The organism is Amycolatopsis kentuckyensis, assembly GCF_002155975.1.
Taxonomy (GTDB): Bacteria; Actinomycetota; Actinomycetes; order Mycobacteriales; family Pseudonocardiaceae; genus Amycolatopsis; species Amycolatopsis kentuckyensis.
Map to the genome: position 1 here is coordinate 1 of NZ_MUMI01000109.1, position 17,581 is coordinate 17,581.

Here is a 17,581-nt window from a genome sequence, read left to right on the forward strand (position 1 = left end):
TTCGGTTTGGGCGTCGGCGTGGTTGCCGAGGTCCTGAAGCACGCCGGCGAGGTTGTGCCGGGTGGTCAGGGTGTGGGGGTGTTCTGTGCCGAGGACCCGGCATTCGATTTCGAGGATGGCTTGGTATTCGGCTTGGGCGTCGGCGTAGTTGCCGCGGTCTCTGAGTACTCCGGCGAGGTTGTGCCGCGTGACAAGGGTGTCGGGGTGCTCGTCGTCCATAACCCGGCGTTGAGTCTCGAGGACTGCTTGGTATTCGGCTTGGGCGTCGGCGTAGTTGCCGCGGTCCCTGAGTACTCCGGCGTGACTGTGCCGTGCGGCGAGAGTATCGGGGTGTTCGTCGCCGAGGACGCGGCGTTGGATCTCTATGATGGCTTGGTATTCGGTCTGGGCGTCGGCGTAGTTGCCGCGGTCCCTGAGTACTCCGGCGAGGTTGTGTCGGGTGGTGAGGGTGTTGGGGTGTTCGTTGCCGAGGGTTCGGCGTTGGATTTCGACGGTGGCTTGGTATTCGGCTTGGGAGTCGGCGTAGTTGGCGCGGTCCCGAAGTACACTGGCGAGACTGTGCCGAGCAATAAGGGTGTCCGCGTGCTCGTCGCCGAGAACCCGGCTCCGAGCCTCGAAGATGTTTTCGAATTCGATCTGAGCTTCACTGGAATTGCCACTCCACTTGAGAATGGTGGCGGATCCATGGCGTGCGGAAAGAGTTTGGGGATGTTCGATACCGAGAGTTTCGCGACAAATACTGTATAGCTTCTTGAACTCTACCTCTGCCTGATTTCGGAGCCCTCGATAGAATAGATATTGTGTGGCTAGATCGACAGTGTGAGCCAGTTGCTCGCCCAGTGTGAAGTCTAGTTCGGAGACGAGCGGTAACGCGTGGGTAAGGTGGAAGGCGTGTGGCGCTAATAAGTGCCAGGTAGGCCAGCGTCGATGGTCTTGTGGGGATGTGTCCGATTCGGCGGCTGTCGCATCAACCAGCAATCGCGAGGCCAACACCAGGTATTCGACGTCGCCGTGAAGCGGATCACGATATCGATGACTGGCATCTCTCATGAGTGGATGCACGTAAAGGACGGGTGGCTCAGTGTTGACTGCCGCCTCGGTGGTGGAGGCAATGGAGGGTAGATCGATTAAGTCGAGATCCGCCGTGTAACGAAGAAGGGATCTTATCTGCGCATGATCCAAATGGGCGAAAATCCGGGAGCTGGTAAGTGTCGCCTGGCTTAGTAGTAATTGATAGGGAATGGGGGTATTGGCGAATTGTGACAGCAGTCGCATGAACGGACCCGCCAATGGCAAATTTCGGCTTTTGAGGAGCTCCGTGGCGAGTTGCCAGATGCCGTCGATCAGTTGCCGCGAGTCTCGCTCACCTGGCTGATCGCTATCCTCACCGGAGGATGGTTCCAACACATCGACACGACCTTCGTCGAGTGCTGCTCGGTAGCGGTCAAACGTGGTGACCGTGGCGGGTCCGGACCAGGGATCTCTGATGGCTTCGGCGAGATAAGACCCAGCAAGCGACAGAGCCAGAGGAAGCCCGCCGAGTCGCTCCGCGAGGCGGCGGGCTTCAGCCTCGCTGCCACCGCGACCGCGAGTGTAGTCGAAAAGAATCTTGGCGCCGTCGCTAGAATCAAGCATCTTCACAGGGTGTGAAACGATCCACTTGCCCCATTGGACGGGATCCGGTCCTCGCCTGCTGGTGACGACCACCAAGCCGGGCCCTTTGACAAGTGGGCGTATCCATCCATGCCCAGAAGCGACCGTTCCTGGCTTTCGATCTGAGGTTGTCTCCAGTACTCGAGGATCGTCGGCATTGTCGACCACCAGCAGCCATGGCTTGCGTAGAGCGCCGAGCCGGCGCCAAAGGTTGTCGGCAGCGGCAGGTGGTTGTAGTTCTTCGGTTGTGGCGCCGGCGAGGCGTGCGACCGTATGCATGCCGGACACAAAGCTGGCACTATCGACGGCTGACACCCACCACACGGTCACGTCGTCCTGTGAAGCCTGACGTGCGATTTCTGCGGCGATCGACGTCTTTCCGCTACCGCCAAGGCCGTGCAATAGGTGAATGCGCCCACTGTCACTGGATTCGTGAAAGCGCCGAATGAAGGAGCCAACGATCGACTCGCGGCCGCGTAACTGCCTGGTAGCGTCGAAGTCGGCGAGTGGCACTGCCACCAGCTCGGCCAGCCGTGCGGACTCCGTTGAAACAGCAATGGGTGCGCCGACCCCTTCACGAACTTCGATCGCCGGCGTTGCGGCGATGTAGTTCGTAACATGGTTGACGATGTCACGACCGGCTGCGCCGGCGGCGACGCCTCCCGTTTCGGCGTGGGCGCTGGCGCTCACAGAGCTCGTGGTCGGCGATGCCGAGACGAGTTCAGCTGCGGCGGGGTGAGCGGTGGCGGTGCCGGTGGCGGGCTGCTCTACACCCGACCCGGCTAGCGAGGGTCCCGCGGCTGCATGACAGTCGCGTCGCGCCCGGCGGCCCCGATCGCGACGCTACCTTGGCCACTGGCAGTAGCCGTTCCAGAGACTACTGTGCCGCCTTGCGTGGCGACCAAGGCCGGGTATTGCTCGGCTTCGGTGAGCGCTGCCTTGAGTTGAGCAGCAAAGGACTCGTCGTCTTCGACCGCGTCTTCGACCGCGTCGGTGACTCGCCGCTGAGTTCGTTCGGATACCTGGCCGGTCTCGGAGATCTCTGTCTCAAGCTTTTTCACAGCAGAGTCGGACCCGAGTTTGTTCAGCACCACGTCCCGGACCTTGTCTCGCGCCCGGGCTGCCCCAGCGTCGATCACTTCGTCGACGACGCCATCCAGCGTTTTCCCCGCTCGGCGGGCCTTACCCACCGCCCATGCAACCAACGCAACCAGAACGACTTCGACACCCACTGGAAGTAAGTCCTCTCGTGCCAATGTGTCTCACAACACAAACACAGTCGTCCGGCAACGCTAAAACGCAACATCTCGCGGCTACTTCGCGCCTCACCGCAACCAACCGGCCGGCATTGGGTGGACTGTCGAACCCCAAGTCAAACGGCCAGAGCGATCCCGGAGCGGACGCCTGCTCGACTCCCGTTAGCTCCATGGCGTAGTCGGTTAGCGCCCGCCGGATCCGCGTTAAGCCCGCAGCCGGGCGGCGGTCTCGGCCACGCCGGCCTGCACCTTCGCCCGGTCCACCTTCACCGGCTCACCGTCGGCGACGACCTGCTCGCCCGCGACCCACACGTCCCGCACCCGCCGCGACCCGGCCGCCCACACGAGGTTCGACAGCAACTGCACGTCCGGCACGTCCAGCCCGCACGCGAAGGCCGGGTCGTCCAGGTCGACGTGCACCAGGTCGGCCCACCGGCCGGGCTCCAGGGCGCCGATGTCGGACCGGCCCAGTGCCGCCGCGCCGCCGCGCGTGGCCAGCAGGAAGACGTCCGCCGCCGTCAGTACCGTCGAGTCACCGGTGGCCAGCCGGGCGAACATGGCCGCGAGCTGCAGTTCTTCCCACAGGTCGAGGTCGTCGTTGGACGCCGGGCCGTCGGTGCCGAGACCGACGGCAACCCCCGCGGCCCGCAGGTCGGCGATCCGCGCGATCCCCGAAGCCAGCTTCGCGTTCGAGCCCGGGCAGTGCGCCATGCCGACGCCGTGCGCCGCGAAGAGCGCGATGTCCTCGTCCGAGAGGTGGATCGCGTGCGCGGCCAGCATCCGGCCGTCCAGCATGCCCAGCTCACGAAGCAGCGTCGGCACCGAACCGTGCGAGGCGCGCACGGCCGTGTCCTCGGCCGCCGCCTCCGCCACGTGGATCTGCACCAGCGCGCCGCGCGAAGCAGCGGATTCCGCCGTCGCCCGCAGCGCTTCCGCCGACAGCATGTACGCCGAGTGCGGGCCGTAGCCGAGCTCGATGCGGTCGCCGTGGCCGAAGCGGAGGCCGTCCGTGTCGATCCAGCGCTCGATGCCCGCCAGCTGGGCCTTCCAGTCGAGCCCCGGCAGCTCCATCACCGGGGGCGCGACCAGCACGCGGCCGCCCGTCGTCAGGACCGCGTCGACCAGCTGCTCGCCCTCGAAGTACATCTCCGCGCTGGTCGTGACGCCGTGACGGAGCATCTCGACCGAGCCGAGCAGCATGCCGGTGCGGATGTCCTCCGGGCGCAGCTTCGCCTCGGCCGGCCAGATGATCTCGTTGAGCCACGGCAGCAGCGGCAGGTCGCCGCCCATGCCGCGCAGCAGCGTCATCGGGCTGTGCGCGTGCGTGTTGACCAGACCGGGGAGCAGGATGCCGGTCAGGGTGGTGACCGGTGCGGCGGACCCGGGGGCGGTGGCCGCCGGTCCGCAGTACGAAATGCGCCCATCGGCGTCGACATCGACGACCGCGTCACGGAGAAGCGAACAGGACGGGTCGGCCGGGAGAACGACAGGGGCGTGGAAACGGCGTTGCATCTCTGGATACTACGCACCCAAAATTACGACACCACTCCGCTCCGCCACGCCCACGCCGCGCTCTCCACCCGGTTCCGCGCGCCGATCTTGCTCTGCACCGACGCCAGGTGCGTCTTCACCGTCGACAGCGACATGAACAGCTCCGCGCCGATCTCGGTGTTCGTCAGCCCGCGTGCGACCGCCTTCAGCACGTCCATTTCGCGCGGGGTCAGCGGCTCGGACGGTGTGGCGGCCTGCGGCTTCACCGCGCCGCCGTTGAAGTGCTTGAGCAGCCGCACGGTGATCTGCGGTGACACGAGCGCGTCGCCGCGGTCGGCCGCGCGGACCGCCTCGATCAGCAGTGCCGGGCCCGCGTCCTTCAGCAGGAAGCCGGACGCGCCGTTGCGCAGCGCCGTGTGGACGTACTCGTCGAGGTCGAACGTCGTGACCACGACCACCTTCAGCGGGTCGGCCACGTCCGGGCCGGCCAGCTGCCGGGTGACCTCCAGGCCGTCGAGGCCGGGCATGCGGATGTCGAGCAGGCAGACGTCCGGGCGCAGCTCGCGGGCCTTCGAGACCGCCGAGACGCCGTCCGCGACGTCGGCGACGACCTCGATGTCGTCCTGCGCGTCCAGGATCATGCGGAAGCCCATCCGCACCATCTCCTGGTCGTCGGCGATCAGTACCCGGATCACTCGTCCCCTTCTCCGGCCGCCAGCGGCAGCCAAGCTTCGACGCGCCAGCCGCCGTCCGGGCTCCGCCCGGCCGACAACCGGCCCTTGAGCAGCGCGACGCGTTCGCGCATGCCGACCAGACCGTAGCCGCCCGATCCGCCGGCCGGCCGGTGCGCCGTCGCACGCCCGTTGTCCGTCACCCGCAGGTGCAGCTCGGCACCCTGCACCTCGGCGACGACGAACGCCTCGGTCGCGCCCGAGGCGTGCTTGCCGACGTTGGTCAGCGACTCCTGCACCAGCCGCAGCGCCGAGCGGCCGACCTCGTGCGGCAGGTCCGGCGGCAGGTCGAGGTGCATCGACGTCGGCACGCCGTGGTTCGCGGTTTCGACCAGTTTCCGCAGGTCGGCGCCGAGGTCGGTGGTGGCCTGCTCGCTGAATTCGCTCATCCCGGCCGGTGCGTCGCCGCGCATCGAGCGGACCAGCCGCCGCATCGCCGCGAGCGCTTCGACGCCGGCGTTCTCGATCCGGGCCATCGCCTCGACCGCGATCTCGGGCTTCTTCTCGGCCATCATCCGCGCGGCCTGCGCCTGCACGACGATCCCGGTGACGTGGTGGGCGACGACGTCGTGGAGCTCGCGGGCCAGCGCCATCCGCTCGGCGGTCTGCGCGTCGCTCACCGCGGACTGCACGGCCTGGGTGCGCTCGGAGTCCCGCGACCGCAGCATCAGGCCGACGGCGATGGAGATGCCCAGCATCAGCGTCGCGGCGAAGGCGAGGATCGACAGGGTCTGGGGATCGGTCTGCAGGCCGCGGCGCGCGTCCGAGTTGAGGATCGCCCCGAGCGATACGACGCTCGAGAGCACGGCGACCCGTGCCCAGGACTGGCTCAGCCCGCGGGCCCGGGTCAGGTTCACCACCACGCCCATGCCGGCGACGATCTGCGTGGCGGGGATGCCGCCCGGCACCGGGTAGTCGAACGAGCGCAGCTGCAGGAACGGCGTGATGACCGCGGACAGCAGCATGATCCCGGCGAGGCCGAGGAGCGCGTCCGCGGGCCGCCGCGGGGACAGCACCGCGATCACGGCCGCGACGATCGAGCAGAACAGGATCGGGAACCCGCGGGCGGTGTTCGAGTACGTGTAGCCGAATTCGAAGAGCAGCGCGAAGGCGAGCAGGCCCATCAGCGGCCACTGCCCCATCGCCAGCTCGTTCACCCGGCGCAGCCGCCGCGTCCGCGGATCGGCGCGCGGGCCGCGGTCACGGGCCGCGATCGCGGGCACCAGCGGGCCGACGAGCAGCAGCAGGCCGAACAGCAGCGCCTGGGTACCCGTGCCGCCGTCGATTTCGCCGACGCCCGCGTAGCGGCCGAAGACGGCGACGAGGCCCGCGACGACCAGGAAGCCGACCACGCAGAACGCCACGCCCGCCCGCGCCCGGCGGGTCACGTAGTAGACCATCAGCACCCCGGCCACGACCTCGGTGATCGTCACCTTCGGCAGCACGCTGGAGTACGGCGGGATGTGGAACGCGTGGATGAAGAGGGTGGAGAAGATCAGCACCCCGCCACCGGCCACCCCGGCGACGGCGGCCCGCTTCTGGGCCCAGACCCCGCACGCCACCATCGCGAGGATGCCCGGCAGCAGGCCGAAGTCGACGAAGCGCGGGCCGTGCTCGTCGAGCGCCGCCTGCGTCGTGTAGATGAGGTCGAACAGCAGCGCGGCGAACAGGACGGCGGAGGGCACGCCGATGCGCCGCACCAGGGCGGCGGCGCGGGTGTGGAGCGTTTTCGGCAGGGGCGCGGCAGGCACAATGTGACGTTACGTGATTCCCCGGCACCCGCACCTTGGCCGAGTGGCCCGCCGTCCCTCGGCCGATCGGCCGAGGGAGCCCGGGGAGTCACTGGCCGTCTGCCCGAAGTGGACACCCCGTGGTTTGGGCGAGGCTCGTCGGCATCAAGATCCCAACCGACAGGGAGAACCTCGTGGACCCGAACACGCCACACGCGACGAACGGCCCGGTGCTGTCCGGCCGCGGGCTGGTGAAGCGCTACGGCACCCAGCACGCCCTGGCCGGCATCGACATCGACATCCAGCCGCGGGACGCCGTCGCCATCGTCGGGCCGTCCGGCTCGGGCAAGACGTCGCTGCTGCACGTCCTGGCCGGCATCCTCCGGGCCGACGACGGGCAGATCTTCCTGGCCGGGCAGCGGATCGACCACCTCGGCGAGAAGAAGCGCAGCGAGCTGCGCCGCACCGAGTTCGGGTTCGTGTTCCAGTCGGGGATGCTGGTGGCCGAGCTGTCGGCCGAAGAGAACGTCGCGCTGCCGTCGCTGCTGGCCGGGCTCGGGCGCAAGGAGGCCATCGACGCCGGCCGCGTCTGGCTCTCCCGCCTCGGCCTGGCCGGCAAGGAGCGCCGCCGTCCCGGCGAGCTGTCCGGCGGCGAGGCCCAGCGCGTCGCGATCGCCCGGGCGCTGACCCACCGGCCGAAGGTCATCTTCGCCGACGAGCCGACCGGCGCGCTCGACACGCGCACCGGCCGCGACACGATGGACGCCCTGCTCGGCGCCGCCCACGAGACCGGGGCCGCGGTGATCGTGGTGACCCACGACCGCGAGCTGGCCGAGTCGATGCCCAAGACCGTCTCCATCCGGGACGGCCTGATCGCGACGAGGCTGGCCGCGTGAACTCCCTCCAGATCGCCCTGCGGGTGCTGCGGGTCGACCGGCGGACCCGGACGTCGGCGATCCTCACCGCGATCGGGGTGGCCGTCGCGACCGGGCTGGTGCTGCTGCTGGCGACGCTGCCGTTCGCCACGCAGAACCGCGAACAGCGTGCCCTCTGGCAGGGCGAGCAGTTCTACAGCCACGGCGCCGACGGCCCGGTCAACCTGCTCTTCAACGCGTCGAGGGACTACTTCGACGGCAAGCAGATCGTCCGCGTCGACGTCGCGCTGGCGCCCGGGGCCACGCCCGGGTCGATCCAGCTGCCGCCGGGCGTGCCGCAGCTGCCCGGCCCCGGCGAGACCGTAGTGTCGCCCGCGCTCGGCCGGCTCCTGCAGGCCACCCCGGCCGCGCAGCTCGGGGACCGGTTCGGCAAGCCCGTCGGCGCGCTCGGCGAGGACGGCCTCCGGTTCCCCGAGCAGCTGGTCGCGCTGACCGGGCACACGCCGGACGCGATGCCCGAGAACGCCGACAAGGTGGCGGGTTTCCCGGGCGGGAAGGCGAGCCCGGACGCGCTGCTCATGCTGCTGTCCTGGGTGGGGATCATCGTGCTGCTGGTGCCGAGCCTGGTGCTGGTCGCCTCCTCGGCGCGGCTGACCGCGGCCCGGCGCGAACGGCGGCTCGCCGCGATCCGGCTGGCCGGGGCGACGCCGGGGCAGGTCACGAACATGGTGGCCGCCGAGACGACGTTGTCGGCCGGCATCGGAGCGCTGCTCGGGCTGCTGATCAGCCCGGCGCTGCACGGCCTCGCGTCGTTCGTCCCGTGGGCCGGGGGCACCTGGCTGGCGGCCGACTTCGCGCTGCCGATCGGGCTGACGGTGTTCATCGTCGTGGCCATCCCGGTGCTCGTGGTCCTGGCCGGCATCCTCGGCCTGCGCCGCGTCCTCAAGAACCCGCTCTTCGCCACCGGCGGCCACACGAAGAAGCCGCTGCGCTGGTGGCGGCTGCTGGCCCTGCCCGCGGCCGGGCTGTTCTTCCTCGTCGCGGTGACGACGGCGAAGGACTACGGCGGCATCGGGCTGGTCATGGCGGGCCTGTTCTTCCTGGTCGGCTCGGCCGCGATCGTCGGGCCGTGGGTGACGTCGGCGGTCGGCGGCACGTTCGTCCGGATCTGGCGGCGCCCGTCCGCGCTGCTCGCCGGCCGCCGCCTGCGTGACGACCCGAAGGGCGCCTACCGGGCCTCCGCCGGGATCGTGCTGGCGGTGTTCGCCGGGTCGATGGCGCTGACGCTGCTGCCGACGTTCGAATCGATGGCCGGCGGCGGGCGGTCCTACGTCGACTCCGTGCTCTACGTCGACGCCACCGACCACAGCGCGGCCAGGATCGTCGACCAGGCCAACGCGTCCCTGCAGAAGTACGGCCAGAACGAGAAGGCGGTCGCGGTCGGCGAGGTGTACCTCGTCAAGGGCCAGGCCCCCAACCGGTACGGCCACCGCGCACTGGTGATGACCTGTGCCGACGCCGTCGAGCTGACCCGCTACGGGCTCACGCCGGAGAACTGCGCGGGCGGCCCGGCCGTCTTCGGTGACTCGGCGATCGACCTGGCGCAGTACAAGTTCGCCACGAACTGGGAGGGGACCACGGTGGCCGCGAAGTCGGGGACGCGGGTGGAAGCCGTGCACCCCCGTGACGCGGACCTGTCGGAAACGCTGATCGTCGATCCGGCCGCGCTGCCGGACGGCTTCACGCCGACCGACTACACCGTCGTCGCGCCGACCACCGACGCGAACCGCGAGACCGTCCGGACGGCGCTGGCCGGCCCGGCGGCGGGCGCGGAGATCGGCAGCCGCGACCAGTACCTGTACAACCAGCAGACCGAGCTCGGCGACCTGCGCCGGGTCACCGTGATCGGGCTGATCGCGGCGGGCATCCTGGCCGGCTGCAGTGCCGCGGTCGCGACCGCGGGCTCGGTGATGGACCGCCGTCGCACGTTCGGCGCGCTGATGGCCGCGGGCACCCCGGTGCGGGTGCTGGCCAGGGCGCTGCGGATGGAAGCCGCGCTGCCGGCGCTGGTCGCCACGATCGGCGCGGGAATCGTCGGGGTACTGGTCGGCGTTGGGCTCTACAGCATGGTCGACGCGCGCGGCATCGTGCTCAGCCCGTGGCTGCTGGCGCCGGTGGTGCTCGGGGTCGGGGTGGCCCTGCTCGGCGCGTCGGTCTGCACGCCCGCCCTCAAGCGGGTCCAGGCCGAACCGCTGGCCGACGAATAGGACGTTCGCCCCTCTGTCGGGGGAGGGGCGAGCACCGGGGGTGGTGAGCTGAAGGGGACTTTCTCCGCAGGGGATCCGGGGAGAGTCCCCTTCAGTCACTCCGGATTCAGCGCCGTTCGAAAATGAGGTCGTGCGAGACGCGGCCTTCGACGTCCGCACGCTGCTCGAACTTCGTCACCGGCCGCCACTCCGGCCGCGGCGCCCAGCCGTCGTACCGGTTGCGCAGCGCGGGCTCGCCGGAGCAGACCTCGAGCATCTGCTCGGCGTAGTTCTCCCAGTCGGTCGCCATGTGGAAGGTGCCGCCCGGCGCGAGCCGCGACGCCACCAGCGCCGCGAAGGACGGCTGCACGATCCGCCGCTTGTGGTGCTTCTTCTTCGGCCACGGGTCGGGGAAGAACAGCCGCACGCCGTGCAGCGTCCCCGGCTCGACGTGCTCGGTCAGCAGCACGACGGCGTCGCCGTGCAGCAGCCGCAGGTTCTCGACACCCAGCTTTTCGGCGCGCAGCATCAGCTGGCCGAGGCCCGGGTCGTAGACCTCGGCCGCGACGTAGTTGAGCTCCGGTGCCGCGGCGGCCAGCTGCGACGTCGTCTCGCCCATGCCGGAGCCGATCTCCAGCATCACCGGCGCCTCGCGGCCGAACCACGCGGTGAAGTCCAGCGGCCCTTCGGGCAGCTCGCTCACCGTGCGGCCCAGCCGCGGCCAGTGGTCGTCCCACGCCCGCTGCTGCCCGACGGTCATCCGGCCACCGCGCTTGACGTAACTGACCACGCTGCGCAGCCGACGTCCGTCCTCGTTTTCCACCCGCGAAATGTAGCTGGGCGCGCAGCGCCTCCGTTGAGGGTGGTGGCGGGGGCATGGACGGATCAACGAACGGCTTCGAACACCCCGAGACGAGATCGCAGCCCGGCCAGCCCGGCCACCGGGATCGGGTCCGGGGTCCGCCCGGTGTGCGCGGGCAGGACGTCGATCCAGCCCGGGTGCCGGTCGGTGTTCATCACCGTCGTGGGAATCGCGTGCCCCGACTGACCCCGCTCGGACGGCATGAACTCCCAGTAACCGGATTCACCGTCCGCGGCCCACGGGACGAATTCCCACCCCGGGCGCCTGCCGAGCAGTTGCGCGATCCGGTCCTCGACCCGGAAACCCTGTTCCCGGGAATCGAGCTTGCCGTCCGCCATCGCGCGCAGCCACCACGGCGCGGGGATCGGGCCCGCCATCCCGGCCGAAGCGCGGAACAGGGCCAGGACGCTGTCTTCGGGCGCGCGGTGCACCCACGCCCGGCGGAGTTCCGCGGGCGTCGCCGCCGTCATGGCGGCCTGCGGGAGTTCGATCGCCCGCGACCATTCGAGGTCCAGCATGGGTTCGAGCCGGGGAGCGTCGTCTTCGACGCGGGCTCGGGGAATCGTGCCGCCCAATTCTTGCCCGGTGTCCACCGTCAAGATTCACCTCCAGGGGGGAGTTCAGACGGGTCCGGTGCTCTCTCTTATGAATCTTGCCTGGTCGTAGCAGTATGTCCGGTGCCTGTGAGAGAAGCCACAGTTGTTTCACCTTTTGTTAACAAGGTTTTGTGCGGTATTGAGACCGCGGTCACGCTCAGGCGTCGCGTCGTGCCGTGACGAGTACACCGGCCACGAACAGGGCAACGGTGATCGCCGCGAAGTAACCGAGGTACCCCCAGGGGCTGAGCGGCGCGGGCGCCAGCCCCAGCGGTCCCGCGGCGAACCCGCCCGTCCCGACGAACTCGTCGGCGGCGTGGAACGGCATCCACTGGTAGATGTGCCGGCCGACGCCGGGGATGAAGACGAGGACGCCCTCCAGCACCTGTGTCCACACGAGGACCGCCGTCAGCGCGAAGGCGACGCTGCGCAGCAGGAGCGCGACGCCGACCCCGGCGACCGCGGTGAACAGGAAGACCAGGCTCTGGCCGAGCACCGAGCGCCACGCGGCGGCCGAATGCAGCGCGAGGTCGGCGTCCGGCTGCACCAGCGACGCCAGCCCCCAGGAGCCGAAGCCGACGACCAGCCCGAGCACCGTGCCGACCGCGCCGACGATCGCCACCTTGGCCAGCAGCGCGGGCACGCGGCTCGGCACCGCCTGGAACGTCAGCCGCATGGTGCCCCAGTTGAACTCCGAGGCGGTCGCGAGCACCGCGAAGACGAGCAGCACCGTCCGGCCGTTGCCGCTGACGAGCTGGGTGTTGCCGACGGTCGGCGGGATCTCGGTCCCGGCCAGCGCGAAGATCAGCGTGGTCAAGCCGAGCGGCGCGGCGATCGCGATGGCCAGGCACCACCACGGCGCCCGGGTGCTGAAGAGCTTGATGCGCTCGGCGCGGAGGAGGTTGGCGATCATCGGGAGGCCTCCGGAGACGGCACCGCGAACTCGACGGCGTCGCGGGTGAGGTCGAGGTAGGCCTGCTCGAGCGAGCCGGTGATCGGGCTCAGCTCGTGCAGCGTCGCGCCGGCGTCGAAGGCGAGCTGCCCGATCCGGTCACTGTCCAATCCGGACACCACGAAGGCGCCGCCGGTTTCGGTGAACTCGGCCTGCCCGGTCAGTGCCGCGCGCAGCCGGTCCTCGTGCGGGGTGCGGACGCGCACGCCGTGTTCACTCGTCTGTGCGATGAAGTCGTCCATGGTGCCCTGGTAGATCAGCCGGCCGCGGCCGATCACCACGAGGTCCTGCGCGGTCTGCGCCATCTCGGGCAGCAGGTGGCTGGAGACGAACACGGTCCGGCCTTCGTCGGCCAGCGCGTGCAGCAGCTGCCGGATCCACGCCATGCCCTCGGGGTCGAGGCCGTTCACCGGCTCGTCGAACAGCAGCACGCGCGGTTCGCCGAGCATGGCGGCGGCGATCCCGAGCCGCTGCTGCATGCCGAGCGAGTACTGCAGCACCCGCGTCTTGCCGACGCTGGTCAGGCCGACCAGGGCCAGCACCTCGTCGACCCGCCGGTCCGGGATGCCGTTGGTCGCGGCCAGCCAGCGCAGGTGGTCGCGCCCGCTGCGGCCGGGGTGGCGCCAGGTGGCGTCCAGCATCGCGCCGACCGTCCTCAGTGGATCTTTCAGCTCCCGGTACGGGACGCCGTCGACGAGCACCCGGCCCGCGTCGGGGCGGTCGAGGCCGAGGATCAGCCGCATGGTCGTGGACTTGCCGGCGCCGTTCGGGCCGAGGAAGCCGGTGACGCGCCCGGACCGCGCGGTGAACGTCAGTTCGCTGACCGCGGTGGTGGCGCCGTACCGCTTGGTCAGTGCCGTCGCTTCGATCATGGGCTCCCCGTCCGTCGAGGTGAGCCTACTGCGAAACACCGGATCCGGGTCGCCCCCCGACAGCGCGACCCGGATCCGGTGTTTCCCCCTTTTCCCCTGTTACCCCCTAGGCGTCCCGCTTCTTCGCGACCCCGAGCGCGATGAGCAGGAACACGATGGCGATGCCCGCGAAGTAGGCCAAGGCCCAGCCCGGGCTCAGCGGCGAGTCCGACGGCGCCGGGCCGTCACCCGCGATGGCCGAGCCGCGCAGGAACTTGTTCGCCACGTTGAACGGCAGCCACTCGTGGATGTGGTGGCCGACCTTCGGGATCAGCTGCACCAGCTCCTCGACGGCCAAGTAGTAGATGAGCAGCAGGGCGATCGCGCCGGCGCTGTGCCGGATGAGGATCCCGAGGGCGACGGCGAGCACCGCGCTGACGGCGAACACCGGCCCGAGCCCCGCGACGTTCAGCCAGTCCTGCGTGGCGTGCAGGCCCAGGTTGTCGTTCGGCCGCATGAGCAGGCCGAGGCCCCAGGCGCCGAACGCGGCGATCTCGCCGATGACCAGCGCGACCAGTGCGACGACGAGCGCCTTGGCGATCAGCGCCGGCGAGCGGTGCGGCACCGCCTGGAACGTCGTGCGGATGGTGTTGAAGCGGTATTCGGTGGTCACCGCGAGGGCGGCGAGCACCATGACCACGGCGATGCCGAACTGGGAGCCGCCGAACTGGGTGGCGGCCACCGAGAGCGGTTCGTCGGCGGGCGACGCGCCGGCGATGATGGCGGCGAAGCCGACGGTCAGGGCCAGGGTGATGAGCGCGCACCACCACGGCGAGCGGGTCGAGAACAGCTTGATGCGTTCTACCGCGAGCAGGTTCATGATCTTGGTTTCCCCGGTTACTTGGCGGACTCGAGCACGTGCTGCGCCTCGGCGTCGAGGCCGGTGTGGTACTCGACGGAGTCGCCGGTGATCTGCATGAAGGCCTGCTCGAGCGAGCCGGTCTGCGGGCTCAGCTCGTGCAGCACGATCCGGTTGGCGGCGGCGATCTCGCCGATCTTGTCGCTGTCCATGCCGGACACCACGAGCGCACCTCCGTCGTCGACGACCCCCGCGCTGGCGCGCTGCAGGGCGTCCCGGAGCTCGGCCAGCTGCGGAGAACGCACCTTCACCGTGTTTTCGGCCGCGCGGGAGACGAAGTCTTCGGTGGACGACTGCGAAATCAGCTGTCCCCGGCCGATCACCACGAGGTTGCTGGCGGTCAGCGCCATTTCCGAAAGCAGGTGGCTCGACACGAAGACCGTGCGGCCTTCCTCGGCCAGCCGGTGCATGAACTTCCGGATCCAGAGGATGCCCTCCGGGTCGAGGCCGTTCACCGGCTCGTCGAACAGCAGCACCTCGGGGTCGCCGAGCAGGGCGGCCGCGATGCCGAGGCGCTGCGACATGCCGAGCGAGAACCCGCCGGCGCGCTTGTTCGCGACGCTGGTCAGGCCGACCGTCTCGAGGACTTCGTCGACGCGGGTGGCCGGGATGCGGTTGGACTTCGCCATCCACAGCAGGTGGGCGCGCGCCGAGCGGTTCGGGTGCACCCACTTCGCGTCGAGCAGCGCGCCCACGGTGCGCAGCGGTTCCTTGAGTTCGTGGTACTTCTTGCCCCCGATGGTGACCTGGCCACCCGTGGGGTTGTCCAGGCCCAGGATCATCCGCATGGTGGTGGACTTGCCCGCCCCGTTCGGACCGAGGAAGCCGGTGACCTGGCCCGCGGACACGGAGAACGACAGGTTGTTCACCGCCAGCGTTTTTCCGTACCGTTTGGTGAGGCCCGTTGCCTCGATCATGACTGCTCCTCTTCCGCCCCTCGCTTACGACGCGTTCATCGTCGCGGGTCGGAGCCGGTTCGCGCGTCACCCTGGAGACCGAACCGGGCCCCCTACCTGAGTAGTACCTTGCTGGCTCTTCGGCCGATGCGCGATCCGTGATGACCCTGAGACGACCCTGATTCGACGCTATTAATGAACTGTGGTTCAATAACTGGGTGGCCCGGCCGAGGAGCATCACCGACGAGCGGCTGCTGGGTGCGGCGGAGACCGTGATCGGCCGCTGCGGCCCCGGTTTCACGCTCGCGCAGGTGGCTTCGGAGGCCGGCGTTTCGGTCGGCACGGTCGCGCAGCGGTTCGGCTCCAAGAGCGGCCTGCTGCAGGAGATGAGCCGGCGGGCCACGCGGCGGGCGGTCGAGCAGATGCGGGAGTGCGCCGAGCGGGTGGATGACCCGGTCGACGGCCTGCGCGCCGCGGCGGTGGCGGTCTACGCGGTGCTCGGTGACGCCGAAGAGGCGGCGAACCACCTGGGCCAGCTCGGCGTGGACATCGGCGACCCGGTGCTGCGGTCGCTGCTGGGCGAGCACTTCACGGCGGTCGAAGACGAACTGCGGCGGCTGGTGCGGGCGGCGGCTTCCGCCTTGCCGTACGCGCCGAGCGTGCCGCGAGCGGCCCGCGCGGTGCTCGGGGTGATCAACGGAGTGTCGCTCGACTGGTCGATCCGGCCGCACGGGCGGCTGGCCGACCGGCTGGCGGAGGACGTCGACGCGGTGCTGACCGCGTGGCGGGGACGGGAGGACGCATGAGTCTGGAAGGCAAGGTCGCCGTGGTCACCGGGGCGACCCGGGGGTGCGGGCGGGCGATCGCGGTGGAACTGGGCCGCGCGGGCGCGACGGTGTACGTCACCGGCCGCACGACGCGCGAAACGCCGTCGCCGATGAAGCGCCCGGAGACGATCGAAGAAACGGGCGAGCTGGTCGAGGCGGCGGGCGGCCGCGCGGTCGTCGTCCGCTGCGACTTCACCTCGCAGTCCGATGTGGACGCTTTGAAAGCGCGCATCGAGTCCGAAGTGGACGGAATCGACATCCTGGTCGACGACGTCTGGGGCGGCGACATGTACGCCCTCTTCGACGCGCCCTTCTGGGAGACGCCGCTGGAGGACGCGCTGACCCTGACGCACAACGCGCTCGACACGCACCTGATCGCGCTGCACAAGCTGCTGCCGCTGGTGGTCGCCCGCCGCGGGCTCGTCCTCGAGGTGACCGACGGCGACAACGACGACTACGTCGGCGCCGGTCTCCCCTACTACCTGGCCAAGTGCGGCATCCGGGCGCTCGGCCGGGCCCTCGGCGCGGAGCTGAAGAAACACGACTGCGTCGGCCTCGCCGTCACGCCGGGGTTCCTGCGCTCGGAGTCGATGCTCGACCACTTCGAGGTGACCGAGGACAACTGGCGCGACGCGGTCGGCAAGCTGGCGCCGGTCGACTTCAAGATCTCCGAGACGCCGTACCTGCTGGCCCGCGGCGTCGCGGCCCTGGCACAGGACCCCGAGGTCGCCCGCTTCGCGGGGCAGACGCTGGCGTCCTGGACGCTGATGAAGGAGTACGGCTACACGGACATCGACGGCGACCGCCCGGACTTCGGCCGGTGGCTCACCGAGGTCCGCCACGCGGGCAAGGACCCGGCGACCACCCCGCCGGACGACTTCCGCTGAGGCATCACCAGGGCACCTGCCCGGCGTCGTCGAACAGCCCGCCGGTCGGGCCGTCGTCGGGCAGGCTGGCGAGCCGGATGGCGATCTTGGCGCCGTCCTCGGGGGTGCTGGTGCCGTGGAAGCCGTTGAGGTCGGTGGCGACGTAGCCGGGGCAGGCGCCGTTGATCTTGATCGGGGTGTCGGCCAGCTCCTTGGCGTACTGGATGGTGACCGCGTTGAGGAACGTCTTCGACGGCGAGTACGCCCCGCTGACCCCGCCGAGATCGACGCCCGGCGTGGTCTGCAACGTCAGGGAAGCGACGTGGCTGGACTGGTTGACGATCCGCGGGTGCGCGGAGCGGCGCAGCAGGGGCAGCATCACGTTGGTGACCCGGACGACGCCGATCACGTTCGTCTCCACGACCGCCCGCAGGTGCTCCGGCGTGACGGCCGACGGTTCGTTCGGCCAGGCTCCGGCGATACCGGCGTTGTTGACCAGTACGTCGAGCCGTCCGGCGCGTTCTTCGACCAGGGCGGCGGCGGCCGTGACGCTCGAGTCGCCGGTCACGTCGAGCGGCACCCCGAAGGCGTCGACGCCGTCCGCGCGCAGCTTGGCCACGGCCTCCTCGCGACGTTGTTCGTCCCGGGCACCGATTCCGACGCTCCAGCCCAGCGCGCCGAGCCCGGCCGCGATCTCGTACCCGATCCCCTTGTTCGCGCCGGTGACCAGCGCGATCGTCTGTTCGTTCATGCCGTCGATCGTGGCGCGGAACCGGCGGCCGACCAACACTTCCCGGGTCAGGCATCGATACCTCCACGACATGAATCGG

Annotated in this window: 16 protein-coding genes; 4 read left to right on the top strand and 12 right to left on the bottom strand. The window is 69.8% G+C overall.

All coding sequences use genetic code 11. The features are described from left to right. The 5 genes from CCN39_RS11995 to CCN39_RS12015 all read right to left on the bottom strand — a co-directional run. Positions 1 to 2,343, bottom strand: a 2,343-nt coding sequence (locus CCN39_RS11995) for a tetratricopeptide repeat protein (RefSeq protein WP_143264020.1), incomplete at its 3' end; no start/stop codon positions are given. 92 nt (positions 2,344 to 2,435) lie between these two features. Next, positions 2,436 to 2,885, bottom strand: coding sequence for a chromosome partitioning protein (locus CCN39_RS49365; RefSeq protein ID WP_143264021.1), 450 nt, complete (start codon positions 2,883 to 2,885; stop codon positions 2,436 to 2,438). 228 nt (positions 2,886 to 3,113) lie between these two features. Next, positions 3,114 to 4,421 (bottom strand): amidohydrolase family protein, encoded by a 1,308-nt coding sequence (locus CCN39_RS12005; RefSeq protein WP_086841308.1) that lies wholly within the window; start codon positions 4,419 to 4,421, stop codon positions 3,114 to 3,116. 23 nt (positions 4,422 to 4,444) lie between these two features. Continuing rightward, positions 4,445 to 5,095, bottom strand: a complete 651-nt coding sequence (locus CCN39_RS12010; RefSeq protein WP_086841310.1) for a response regulator — start codon at positions 5,093 to 5,095, stop codon at positions 4,445 to 4,447. Beyond that, positions 5,092 to 6,882, bottom strand: a complete 1,791-nt coding sequence (locus CCN39_RS12015; protein WP_086841313.1) for a sensor histidine kinase — start codon at positions 6,880 to 6,882, stop codon at positions 5,092 to 5,094. The genes CCN39_RS12010 and CCN39_RS12015 overlap by 4 nt, the downstream gene beginning before the upstream one ends. Positions 6,883 to 7,055: 173 nt before the next feature. Here CCN39_RS12015 and CCN39_RS12020 point away from each other — a divergent pair, with 173 nt between their 5' ends. Together CCN39_RS12020 and CCN39_RS12025 are read left to right on the top strand one after the other, a co-directional pair. After that, on the top strand, positions 7,056 to 7,757 hold the full coding sequence (locus tag CCN39_RS12020; RefSeq protein WP_086841314.1) for an ABC transporter ATP-binding protein: 702 nt from the start codon (positions 7,056 to 7,058) through the stop codon (positions 7,755 to 7,757). Beyond that, complete coding sequence (locus CCN39_RS12025; RefSeq protein ID WP_086841316.1) at positions 7,754 to 10,003, top strand: ABC transporter permease; 2,250 nt, start codon at positions 7,754 to 7,756, stop codon at positions 10,001 to 10,003. Before CCN39_RS12020 ends, CCN39_RS12025 begins: the two co-directional genes overlap by 4 nt. A 106-nt stretch (positions 10,004 to 10,109) precedes the next feature. Here the strand turns inward: CCN39_RS12025 and trmB are convergent, their stop codons facing one another. The 6 genes from trmB to CCN39_RS12055 all read right to left on the bottom strand — a co-directional run bounded on the left by trmB (position 10,110) and on the right by CCN39_RS12055 (position 15,079). Beyond that, positions 10,110 to 10,781: a tRNA (guanosine(46)-N7)-methyltransferase TrmB gene (trmB, locus tag CCN39_RS12030; RefSeq protein WP_434781100.1), complete on the bottom strand. Its 672-nt coding sequence runs from the start codon at positions 10,779 to 10,781 to the stop codon at positions 10,110 to 10,112. An 86-nt stretch (positions 10,782 to 10,867) separates the two neighbouring features. Beyond that, positions 10,868 to 11,437 (bottom strand): hypothetical protein, encoded by a 570-nt coding sequence (locus CCN39_RS12035; RefSeq protein ID WP_086841321.1) that lies wholly within the window; start codon positions 11,435 to 11,437, stop codon positions 10,868 to 10,870. Between the two features lie 160 nt (positions 11,438 to 11,597). After that, positions 11,598 to 12,353, bottom strand: coding sequence for a hypothetical protein (locus CCN39_RS12040; protein ID WP_086841323.1), 756 nt, complete (start codon positions 12,351 to 12,353; stop codon positions 11,598 to 11,600). Next, the gene (locus CCN39_RS12045) at positions 12,350 to 13,264 is read right to left on the bottom strand and encodes an ABC transporter ATP-binding protein (protein ID WP_086841325.1); all 915 of its coding nucleotides are present in this window, start codon (positions 13,262 to 13,264) and stop codon (positions 12,350 to 12,352) included. The genes CCN39_RS12040 and CCN39_RS12045 overlap by 4 nt, the downstream gene beginning before the upstream one ends. A gap of 106 nt (positions 13,265 to 13,370) precedes the next feature. Next, complete coding sequence (locus tag CCN39_RS12050) at positions 13,371 to 14,123, bottom strand: ABC transporter permease (protein WP_086841327.1); 753 nt, start codon at positions 14,121 to 14,123, stop codon at positions 13,371 to 13,373. A gap of 17 nt (positions 14,124 to 14,140) precedes the next feature. Further along, entirely contained in the window at positions 14,141 to 15,079 is a 939-nt protein-coding gene (locus CCN39_RS12055; protein ID WP_086841329.1) for an ABC transporter ATP-binding protein, read from the bottom strand. Between the two features lie 197 nt (positions 15,080 to 15,276). Here CCN39_RS12055 and CCN39_RS12060 point away from each other — a divergent pair, with 197 nt between their 5' ends. After that, a complete protein-coding gene (locus CCN39_RS12060) occupies positions 15,277 to 15,864 on the top strand; it encodes a TetR/AcrR family transcriptional regulator (protein ID WP_086841331.1) in 588 nt (195 codons plus the stop codon). Continuing rightward, positions 15,861 to 16,772 carry an SDR family NAD(P)-dependent oxidoreductase gene (locus CCN39_RS12065; protein WP_086841387.1) on the top strand — a complete coding sequence of 304 codons (912 nt, stop codon included), beginning with the start codon at positions 15,861 to 15,863 and terminating at the stop codon, positions 16,770 to 16,772. Before CCN39_RS12060 ends, CCN39_RS12065 begins: the two co-directional genes overlap by 4 nt. 4 nt (positions 16,773 to 16,776) lie before the next feature. Here the strand turns inward: CCN39_RS12065 and CCN39_RS12070 are convergent, their stop codons facing one another. After that, positions 16,777 to 17,502, bottom strand: a complete 726-nt coding sequence (locus CCN39_RS12070; protein ID WP_086841415.1) for an SDR family oxidoreductase — start codon at positions 17,500 to 17,502, stop codon at positions 16,777 to 16,779. Positions 17,503 to 17,581: the final 79 nt, after the last annotated feature.

Bases quoted from the DNA above. Each gene is read 5' to 3' on its own strand.
- CCN39_RS12045 (WP_086841325.1), bottom strand. From the start codon at position 13,264: ATGATCGAAGCGACGGCACTGACCAAGCGGTACGGCGCCACCACCGCG.
- CCN39_RS12040 (WP_086841323.1), bottom strand. From the start codon at position 12,353: ATGATCGCCAACCTCCTCCGCGCCGAGCGCATCAAGCTCTTCAGCACC.
- CCN39_RS12065 (WP_086841387.1), top strand. From the start codon at position 15,861: ATGAGTCTGGAAGGCAAGGTCGCCGTGGTCACCGGGGCGACCCGGGGG.
- CCN39_RS12070 (WP_086841415.1), bottom strand. From the start codon at position 17,502: ATGAACGAACAGACGATCGCGCTGGTCACCGGCGCGAACAAGGGGATC.
- CCN39_RS12055 (WP_086841329.1), bottom strand. From the start codon at position 15,079: ATGATCGAGGCAACGGGCCTCACCAAACGGTACGGAAAAACGCTGGCG.
- CCN39_RS12050 (WP_086841327.1), bottom strand. From the start codon at position 14,123: ATGAACCTGCTCGCGGTAGAACGCATCAAGCTGTTCTCGACCCGCTCG.
- CCN39_RS12005 (WP_086841308.1), bottom strand. From the start codon at position 4,421: ATGCAACGCCGTTTCCACGCCCCTGTCGTTCTCCCGGCCGACCCGTCC.